Annotated in this window: 11 protein-coding genes; 5 read left to right on the forward strand and 6 right to left on the reverse strand. The window is 72.9% G+C overall.

Translation table 11 applies throughout. The annotated features are described in order from the left end of the window. A partial coding sequence (locus CQZ88_RS30595) for an amidohydrolase family protein (protein ID WP_374703811.1) occupies positions 1-463 on the reverse strand: 463 nt, incomplete at its 3' end. Further along, positions 460-1,686: a CoA transferase gene (locus tag CQZ88_RS07070; RefSeq protein ID WP_102799479.1), complete on the reverse strand. Its 1,227-nt coding sequence runs from the start codon at positions 1,684-1,686 to the stop codon at positions 460-462. The genes CQZ88_RS30595 and CQZ88_RS07070, both read right to left, overlap by 4 nt. A gap of 44 nt (positions 1,687-1,730) precedes the next feature. Here CQZ88_RS07070 and CQZ88_RS07075 point away from each other — a divergent pair, with 44 nt between their 5' ends. Continuing rightward, the gene (locus CQZ88_RS07075; protein WP_029546208.1) at positions 1,731-2,801 is read left to right on the forward strand and encodes an enoyl-CoA hydratase/isomerase family protein; all 1,071 of its coding nucleotides are present in this window, start codon (positions 1,731-1,733) and stop codon (positions 2,799-2,801) included. Positions 2,802-2,888: 87 nt separating this feature from the next. Here CQZ88_RS07075 and CQZ88_RS07080 read toward each other — a convergent pair whose 3' ends face one another. Genes CQZ88_RS07080 through CQZ88_RS07090 form a run of 3 tightly spaced genes read right to left on the reverse strand, consistent with a single transcriptional unit; the run spans position 2,889 to position 5,080 of the window. Beyond that, a complete protein-coding gene (locus tag CQZ88_RS07080) occupies positions 2,889-3,230 on the reverse strand; it encodes a WhiB family transcriptional regulator (RefSeq protein ID WP_043802729.1) in 342 nt (113 codons plus the stop codon). 13 nt (positions 3,231-3,243) lie between these two features. Next, the gene (locus CQZ88_RS07085) at positions 3,244-4,251 is read right to left on the reverse strand and encodes a MaoC family dehydratase (protein ID WP_006941437.1); all 1,008 of its coding nucleotides are present in this window, start codon (positions 4,249-4,251) and stop codon (positions 3,244-3,246) included. Between the two features lies 1 nt (position 4,252). Continuing rightward, on the reverse strand, positions 4,253-5,080 hold the full coding sequence (locus CQZ88_RS07090; RefSeq protein ID WP_037201171.1) for a CoA ester lyase: 828 nt from the start codon (positions 5,078-5,080) through the stop codon (positions 4,253-4,255). A 259-nt stretch (positions 5,081-5,339) separates the two neighbouring features. Between CQZ88_RS07090 and CQZ88_RS07095 the strand changes: the two genes are divergently transcribed. The 3 genes from CQZ88_RS07095 to CQZ88_RS07105 are packed head-to-tail and all read left to right on the forward strand — an operon-like array spanning position 5,340 to position 7,745. Then, a complete protein-coding gene (locus CQZ88_RS07095) occupies positions 5,340-6,491 on the forward strand; it encodes an acyl-CoA dehydrogenase family protein (RefSeq protein WP_102799480.1) in 1,152 nt (383 codons plus the stop codon). A 19-nt stretch (positions 6,492-6,510) separates the two neighbouring features. Next, positions 6,511-7,275: a GntR family transcriptional regulator gene (locus tag CQZ88_RS07100; RefSeq protein ID WP_029546198.1), complete on the forward strand. Its 765-nt coding sequence runs from the start codon at positions 6,511-6,513 to the stop codon at positions 7,273-7,275. A 17-nt stretch (positions 7,276-7,292) separates the two neighbouring features. After that, complete coding sequence (locus tag CQZ88_RS07105) at positions 7,293-7,745, forward strand: MaoC family dehydratase (protein ID WP_006941443.1); 453 nt, start codon at positions 7,293-7,295, stop codon at positions 7,743-7,745. Here CQZ88_RS07105 and CQZ88_RS07110 read toward each other — a convergent pair. Further along, positions 7,673-8,368, reverse strand: a complete 696-nt coding sequence (locus CQZ88_RS07110) for a pyridoxamine 5'-phosphate oxidase family protein (RefSeq protein WP_102799481.1) — start codon at positions 8,366-8,368, stop codon at positions 7,673-7,675. The two genes, CQZ88_RS07105 and CQZ88_RS07110, sit on opposite strands and share 73 nt — an antisense overlap. A 79-nt stretch (positions 8,369-8,447) precedes the next feature. On the opposite strand from CQZ88_RS07110, the gene CQZ88_RS07115 reads away from it, so the two are divergent. Further along, a partial coding sequence (locus tag CQZ88_RS07115; RefSeq protein WP_146034265.1) for a GntR family transcriptional regulator occupies positions 8,448-8,714 on the forward strand: 267 nt, incomplete at its 3' end.

Consider the following 8,714-nt stretch of genomic DNA (forward strand, 5'->3'; position numbering starts at 1 on the left):
CGTCGTCGCGCTCCACCCCGGGATGGTCGGCCGAGTCCAGTCCGGCCAGGATCGTCGCCGCCGAGTTGAGCACCCACATCGCGCCGCTGCGGTGCTGCACCCGCACCGGCCGCCGCGCGTGCAGCCGGTCCAGCGCCGCGGCGTCGAGCAGGCCCGCGACCGTCTCGACGTAGCCGACGCCGCGGACCCAGCCGTCGCCGGGCGCGGCGTCCAGCGCCCGGGCCAGGTCGCCGGGTGTGCGCACGTGCGGGGGCCCGCACCGGACCGAGGTGGCGTCCGCGGCGATCGCGTGCAGGTGCAGGTGGTGATCGTGCAGTCCCGGCAGCAGCGCCCCACCGCGGCCGTCGATCACCTCGCCCTCGGTTTCGAGGCCGACCCCGATCGCCGTGATCCGGCCGTCGCGGACCGCGACGTCGCACCGGCCGGCCGGCAGCGCGACGTCGCGCAGCAGCAGGCCGGTCACCGCGCCGACCCCAGTTCGGCGAGCACCGCGGCGGTGTCGCGACCCGGTTCGGCGAGGTCGCCGCGCGGGGCGCGTGGTTGCGGCGTCTCGATCTGCGCGGTGCCCGTCGCGGTGTCGACGTACCACTCGTGGCCTCGCCGGTATGCCTGCGCCGCAGCGGTTTCGGCTCCGTCCAGGGTGGCGGCCACCGTCGCCGACATCGAGATGTCCCACAACACCCCGTCACCGTCGCCGGGTGTGGACATCGCCAGCGCCGCCGCGGTCAGACCCGTGAGTGGATCGGCGATCGCGTCGCCGACGAACATCGGCCCGTCGCCGTCGCGGGCGACCAGTCCCGCGGCCGCGGCGATGTCGTCGCCGAAACCGATCCGGTTCGAGGCGCGTCCGTGCGCGGTGATCGAGATCCAGGTCCCGCCGGTGGCGACGAATTCGTCTGCGTGCAGGCCGAATCCGGCCAGCGCGCGCGGGCGGGACGCCTCGATCACGATGTCGGCGGCCGCGACGAGCGCGGCGAGGGCTGCGCGTTCGTGGGGGAGGGCGGGATCGAGGGTCACGGCCTCGTGGCCGCCGTGCAGCAGGCGATAGAAGTCGGGATTGCCGCGGCGGGCGCCGTCCGGCCGGGACGGTGTCTCCACCTTGATCACCCGCGCCCCCGCCAGGCCCAGCACGTGCGCGCACAGCGGTCCCGCCCACAGCGCACTGAAGTCGACGACGAGCAACCCGTCGACGGGGCGCGGCGCCGGCGGTCGCAGGGGGGCAGGAGCGTGCGCAGGGGTGACGGGTCCGGCCGCGACGCCGAGCAGGTCGGCGCGCTCGGCCAGGTCGGCGCCGGTGTGCTCGCGCAGCCAGGCCTCGACCGCGGGCCACGGGTCGTCCCCGACGTCGGCGCCGACGAGGGCGCCGAGCAGCAGGGGATCGTCGGGTCGGGCGCAGGAGACGGCGGCCCAGCCGTCGGCCGTCGGCAGCAGCCGGCACGAACCGCCGGCCGACGTCGCGCCGCCGCGGCGATGCCCGGTGAAGGCGGCGCGCTCGGCGAGCATGCGCGCCCCGTCGAGCTGCACCGCTCCGCCGGTGACGTCGGCGATCCAGGCGGTGCGTTCCCGCGCGACGGTCGCCGCGCGACCGGGGGGAATCAGGGGTGGCCCGTCGGGACGGCCGGTGAGAGAAGCGATTCCGCTCTCGGCCCAGTCCCGCACCACATCCGGGCGCGCGGAGGTCGACACGCTGCCGATGCTACAGTCCGCGAAACGACCTCAGGACGGCGGACATGGGCACAGGCGTACGAACCCTCACGGTGGCGGACCTCGCGGGCGGCGCCGCGGACACACCGGTTCTCGGCGACGGCGCCGCCCTGTGCGAACCCGTGCTGATCGTCGACCTCGACGACGCCGACGCATCGATGGTCGAGGCCGTGGCCGCCCGGGTGCCGGCACTGGATCGGTTGCTCGTCGGGCGCTGCACTGGCGCCGTCCCGGCCGCCCTGGCGCCGCTGACCGCCGCGCTGGACCTCACGTACGTCGCGGGGCCCGATCCGGCGGACCGGGCGGTGGTCGGCACCGAGGACGTCGACGCGGCGCTCGCCGAGTTCGTCCGGGCGATGGGGCGGTATCCGCAGTCGGCCCTCGTCGCCGGGCAGGTGCTGCGGATCACCGAGGCGCTGCCGGTGCCCGAGGCGATCGACGTCGAATCGCTCGCCTACTCCACCCTGCAGGGCGGCGCCGAGTTCGGTGGCTGGCTCGACGAGCGTCGCAGGCTCGGGCGGCCGCTGCCGCCGCCGCCCGTCGCGGATCCGGTGCTGATCCACCGCGACGGCGACACCCTGCACCTCACCCTCAACCGGCCCGAACGCCGCAACGCCTACGGCACCGCGCTGCGCGACGCCCTGGTCGAGGCGCTGCGCCTGCCGCTGCTCGACGACACCGTCGCGTGGGTGGTGCTCGACGGCGCCGGGCCGTCGTTCTGCGCCGGCGGTGACCTCGACGAGTTCGGCCACACCCCGGACACCGCGACCGCGCACCTGATCCGCACCCGCGGCGGCGCCGGACGGCTGATCGCCGCGCTCGCGGACCGCACCGAGGTGCGCGTGCACGGGCACTGCGTCGGCGCCGGCATCGAGGTCCCGGCGTTCGCACACCGGATCGTCGCCGCCCCCGACACGCTCTTCCGGCTGCCGGAGGTGACGATGGGCCTGATCCCCGGCGCGGGCGGCACCGTGAGCGTGCCCCGCCGCATCGGCCGCTGGCGCGCGCTGCACCTGTTCGTCACCGGCGTCGCGCTCGAGGCACCGCGGGCGCTCGAGTGGGGGCTGATCGACGAGATCGCCGTCCGCGGGGAGTGAGCGAAGGGGAGTGAGCGAATGTATCGCCCACTCGATCAGATCGAGTGGGCGATACATTCGCTCGGCCCCGAGCGCATGCGAGGGAGGTCAGCCGGCCGCCGACGTACCCGCCCCACGAGTCGCAGAACCGTCCGGCAGCCAGCGGACATACCGCAGTCCGCGGCGTTCCCTTTCGGTCAGTCCGCCCCAGATCCCGTGCTGTTCCTTGTTCTTCACGGCATCGTCGCGGCACGGGATGCGGACCGGGCAGGCCGCGCAGATGTCCCGGGCCGCTCGTTCCCGGCGTTGCCGCTCGCCCCAGGTCTCGTCCTCGGGGGCGTAGAAGGTGTCCGGTCCGATGAACCGGCAGCGGGCGTGCAGACGCCAGTGGTGCCCGTCGTGTGGGTCCGGGACTTCGGTGGGGCTCGGGGCGAAGGCGGGGAGTGTCATGTCGGTTCCGGGGTCAGGCCATGAGGGCGGTGAAGCGCCAGTCCAGCACGGGTGCCGGCGCGTCGGTGCCGCGGTGGGCGTGGACGATCGAGCGCAGTTCGAGGACGCCCCCGCCGCCGTCGAGCGGCTGGGCGGAGTCGATGTGCAGGTCGCTGGTGAGGGTGTCGCCCTCGTGGACCGGGCCGGTGTGGTCGCACGAGTGCCAGCCGAGGACGGTGACGAGGTTGGGCAGCGCGCGGGTGGCCTGGGCCAGGGCGAGGCCGATGGTGTGGCCCCCGTACACCAGTCGTCCTGCGGCGCCGACGCGTTCGTCGTGGTGGGTGGCGGCGATGTTGAGGGTCAGGCGCGCGAGTTCGGGTGCGCTGGAGACGACGTCGCCGCTGGACCGCAGCACTGCACCGGCGAGCGACGGATCGAAATGCGGTCCCGGAACGCGGGTCCGGTAGGCGGCGAGGTCCCAGTCGGCGGGGGCGGACCACCGCGGCGGTTCCTGCGGGCCGATCGCGGACAGGTCGTCGGCGGGCACGACGCGCGCGGGATCGGGGGTTTCGCTCAGCGGCAGCATCGCGCACCGGTAGAAGTCGAGGACGGTCTGCCCGTTCTGGTCGACGGTGTTCATGCGCAGCGCCGCCAGCCCGGTGGGCTTGCGGCCGGGCTTGGCCGAATTCTCCTTCAGGCCCACCACTTCGGTGGTGGTGTAGAGGGTGTCGCCGATATGGGGGAAGCGGTGGAAGCGCAGGCCGCGGTAGAACAGATTGGCCTTGACGTGGTGGGTGACCAGGGTGGACTGGCCGATCGCCAGGTCGGTGACGAGGCCGGCGTGCGCGACGGGCCCACCGGCGACGGCCGCCGACAGGTGCGCATCGAGGGGCAGGCGCAGCCGGTCGCCGAGGATCGCCTGGTGGGCGGCGGCGAGGCCGTCGGTGATCGTGACGGCCGGGGCGGTGTCGAAGACCTGGCCGACGGTGAGCTCGTCGAAGTAGGGTCCGCCGACCTCGGTGGCGGTGCGTGCGGTGGTCATCTCACTTGTCTCCGATCAGGGCGAGGGTGCGGCGGGCGGCGACGGCGACCGCCTCGTCGAGCATCTGTCCGTCGAGCTGGGCGGCTCCGGCGCCGCGGGCTTCGGCCTCGGCCAGGGCGGCCAGCACCCGTCGGGCCTGCTCGGCCTGCGCGTCGTCGGGGGTGAAGGCCGCTGCGGCCGAGTCGATCTGGGCCGGGTGGATGACCCACTTGCCGTCGAAGCCGAGGTCGGCGGTCCAGCGGGCGGCGCGACGGAAGTCTTCGTCGTCGGTGATGGACAGGAACGGTCCGTCGATCGCCTGCACGCCCGCGGCGCGGGCGGCGTGCAGGAGGCGGTCCTGCACGTACAGCCAGTGCTCGGGGGCGGCGGTGCGGGCGCGGCCGAGCGCGGCGCCGAGGTCGGCGTAGCCGAGGATCACCGCGGCCAGCCGGGGGCCGGTGACGATCTCGTCGAGGCGGGTCACCCCGGCCGGGGTCTCGATCAGTGCCTGCACCACGAGGTCGGCATCGCCCGCCTCGGTGAGGATCCGGTCGGTCTCGGCGAGGTCGGCCGGGCCCTCCACCTTGGGCACCACGATCGACGACAGGGCCGGTCCGAGGGCGGCGCAGGCGCGCAGGTCGTCGGCGAACCACGGCGTGCCGGGACCGTTGACGCGGACCGCGATCGCGCGGCCGGTGCCGCGGGTGGACACCAGATCGGCGACGAGGTCGCGGGCGGTGTCCTTGAGGGCGGTGGCGACGGCGTCCTCGAGGTCGAGGACCACCTCGTCGGCCGAGGAGGCCAGCGCCTTGCCGGCCTTGCGTTCGTCGGAGCCGGGGGCGACGAGCACGGCTCGCCGGCGGCGGGGCTGCGCAGGATTCACGGATCAACCTCTGCTGTGGGGCGGTCGGGAACGGGATAAATGTACGGCCATTGTCCGGTCCGGCGCTACCCGGCGCCGACTCATAAGCGAGGACTGGGGCGACGCATAGGCCGTTCAGGGGGTGTCTCGCGCCCAGAGGTATTGACATCGCGAGGGCGTGAGGCCAAAAATGGCCGTACAAATGACGGGTGGGATCGCAGGTCCCGTGTCGATTCGAGGATTTTCCGTGAGCTACCTGAGCGACGAAGAGACCTTCCTGGTCAAGACGGTGCGCGAGTTCATCGACCGGGAGGTCAAGCCGTCGGTGCAGGAGGTCGAGCACGCAAACGAGTACCCCGAGAAGTGGATCGAGCAGATGAAGCAGATCGGGATCTACGGGCTGGCGGTGCCGGAGGAGTACGGCGGGATGCCGGTGTCGATGCCGTGCTACGCGCAGGTCACCGAGGAACTCGCCCGCGGCTGGATGTCGCTGGCCGGCGCGATGGGCGGGCACACCGTCGTCGCCAAGCTGCTGTCGCTGTTCGGCACCGAGGAGCAGAAGCGCACGTACCTGCCCCGCCTGGCCACCGGCGAGGTGCGGGCGACGATGGCGCTGACCGAGCCCGGCGGCGGCTCGGACCTGCAGGCGATGACCACCACCGCCCGCCGGGACGGCGACGACCTGGTCATCAACGGCGCCAAGACGTGGATCACCAACGCCCGCCGCGCCGGGCTGATCGCGCTGCTGTGCAAGACCGACCCGGCCGCCACCCCGCGGCACAAGGGCATCTCCATCGTCCTGGTCGAGCACGGGCCCGGCCTGACCGTCTCGCGGGATCTGCCCAAGCTCGGCTACAAGGGCGTCGAGAGCTGTGAGCTGAGCTTCGACGGCTACCGTGCCCCGGCGACGGCGATCCTCGGCGGCGAGCCCGGCCGGGGCTTCGCGCAGATGATGAAGGGTCTCGAGACCGGCCGCATCCAGGTCGCGTGCCGCGCCCTCGGTGTCGCAGCGGCCGCGCTCGAGGACTCCCTCGCCTACGCGCAGCAGCGCGAGACCTTCGGGCAGCCGATCTGGAAGCACCAGTCGATCGGCAACTACCTGGCGGAGATGGCCACCAAGCTCACCGCGGCGCGGCAGCTGACCCGCTACGCGGCGGAGAAGTTCGACAGCGGCGAGCGGTGCGACATGGAGGCCGGCATGGCCAAGCTGTACTGCTCGGAGATCGCGATGGAGATCGCGCTGAACGCGGTGCGCATCCACGGCGGCTACGGCTACTCCACCGAGTACGACGTCGAACGCTACTTCCGCGACGCCCCGCTGATGATCGTCGGCGAGGGCACCAACGAGATCCAGAAGGGCGTCATCGCGTCCCAACTGGTGGCCCGCGGCGGCCTGTGACCAGCCGTCACTAGGATTCATGGTCGTCATGGGCGAACGCGACACGGAACCGGCGTACGCGCAGCTGTCGCGACGGCTGCGCGAGGCCGTCGACGCCGGTGAGTACCGCGGCGGCGTCCGCCTGCCCACCGAGGCCGAACTCGCGCAGCGTTACGGGCTGAGCCGGCAGACGGTGCGGCGCGCGTTCCAGGACCTCGTCGCCGACGGCGTCGTCTACCGGGTGCCCGGCCGCGGCACGTTCGCCAACGAGGACGGGCGGCGCTACCGGCGCCAGCTCGGCTCCATCGAGGACCTGCTCGACCTCGCCGCCGACACCACGATGGAGATCGTCGCGCCGCTGCGCCGCGGCGTGCACATCGAGGCCGCGAGCCGGCTGCGCCTGGACACCGATCTGGTGCACGCGGTGGTGCTGCGCCGCGTGCACGACGGGATCCCGTTCGCGCTGACCACCGTGTACCTGCCCGATCACGTGGCCGCGCACGTGCAGGGCGCCCCGGAGCTCGCGGCCGGGGCGTCGAGCCGGAACACGGTGATGGGCCTGCTCGAGCCGTACCTCGAGCACCCCATCGTCGAGGCGGCCCAGACGATCACCGTCGCGCGGGCCACGGAAGAGGTTGCGCGCGAGCTGAACTGCGGGCCCGGACATCCGCTGCTGCGGGTGGACCGGCTGTACTCGAACGATGCGGGCGAACCGACCGAGCTGTCCGTCAGCTACTTCCTGCCCGAGCACTACACGTATCGCGTCACCCTCCGCCGCGCCGGGCACCGGCCACTGCGGCCCTGACACAGGAGAAATGGAACATGCGGACCTTCAACGGAATCGACGAGATCGAGGCGGCCGTCGGCGAGGACCTCGGCCACAGCGACTGGCTCGAGATCACCCAGGAACGGGTGAATCAGTTCGCCGATGCCACGGGCGACCATCAGTGGATCCACGTCGACCCCGAGCGGGCGAAGTCCGGCCCCTTCGGCCGGACCATCGCCCACGGCTACCTCACCCTCTCGCTGCTGCCCGTCCTCGGATCGCAGATCTTCGCCATCGAGGGCCTGAAGATGAAGATCAACTACGGCGCCAACAAGGTTCGCTTCCCGTCGCCCGTCCCGGTGGGTTCGAAGGTGCGGGCGACCGCGAAGTTCGCGTCCCTCGAGCGCACCGCCAAGGGCGCGAACCTCACCGTCACCTACACCGTCGAGGCCGAAGGCGCCGAGAAGCCGGCGCTGGTCGCGGAGACCATCGTCGTGCTCGTCGCGTAGCGGTCCACCAGCCTGCGGACGGACGCGGGTACAGGCACGTCGTCCGCGACCCACGGCGCGGCGACCGGCCGGCCCGCGACCGTCCGCAACGGGACCACGCCCGCCCAGGAGCCGTCGCTCATGTCGGGCGCGGACGGCGGTGCGTCGCGGATCTTGACCGTCCACTGCCCCGGCCGGATGGGCAGCGCCAGGGTGGCCGTGGCCGCCAGTTCCTTCCTGGTGTGTGCCCGGGTTTCGGCGCTGCGCCCCGGTATCAGGCCGTCCGACAGGACGTCCAGTGCGCCGGCGGACTCCTCTGCGGACAGGACGGTGACTTCGCCTCGGACCACGGCGGATCGGAAGTTCGCGGACGAGTGGAACAGGTCCTGCGCCACGACGACGCCGTCGAGGATCGACACGCACACGGCCACCGGCGCCCCGGACGTCGCCAGGCGCAGCGCGCCCGCTCCGGTGGAGCCGTGCAGGAGGAGCCGGTCGCCGTCGCGCGCGTAGAGCATCGGTACGACCCACGGCAGGCCGTCGACGACGGTGGTGAACGTGCACGTGACCGCCGCGTCCAGTACCGCGTCGAGGTCGGCCCGCCGGGTCCGGGCCCGTTCGGGATAGCGCCTGATGTTGTCCATGCAGGCGAGCCTCGTCGATATGCGGACCGATGAACAGATCCACAAGACCCGCCGAATCCAGGACCAGTATTGTCGTGCCGTGCCCCGCGTCGCGCCCGTCGTCCATCTGACCTTCGAGCTGCCCGACACCGGCGCCCCCTTGCGGCAGCGTCTCGCCGAGGCCGTCGTCGACCGGATCCGGTGCGGTCACATCCGGGTCGGTGATCTCCTGCCGTCGACCCGCACGCTGGCCGCGGAGCTCGGGGTGTCCCGCGGCTGCGTGGTCGAGGCGTACGACGAGCTGTGCGCCTCGGGCTTCGCTGTGGCCCGGGCGGGCTCGGGTACGCGCATCGCGGCCGGCGCGGAC

The sequence above is a fragment of the Rhodococcus sp. ENV425 genome (assembly GCF_002887785.1).
Lineage (GTDB): Bacteria > Actinomycetota > Actinomycetes > Mycobacteriales > Mycobacteriaceae > Rhodococcus > Rhodococcus aetherivorans.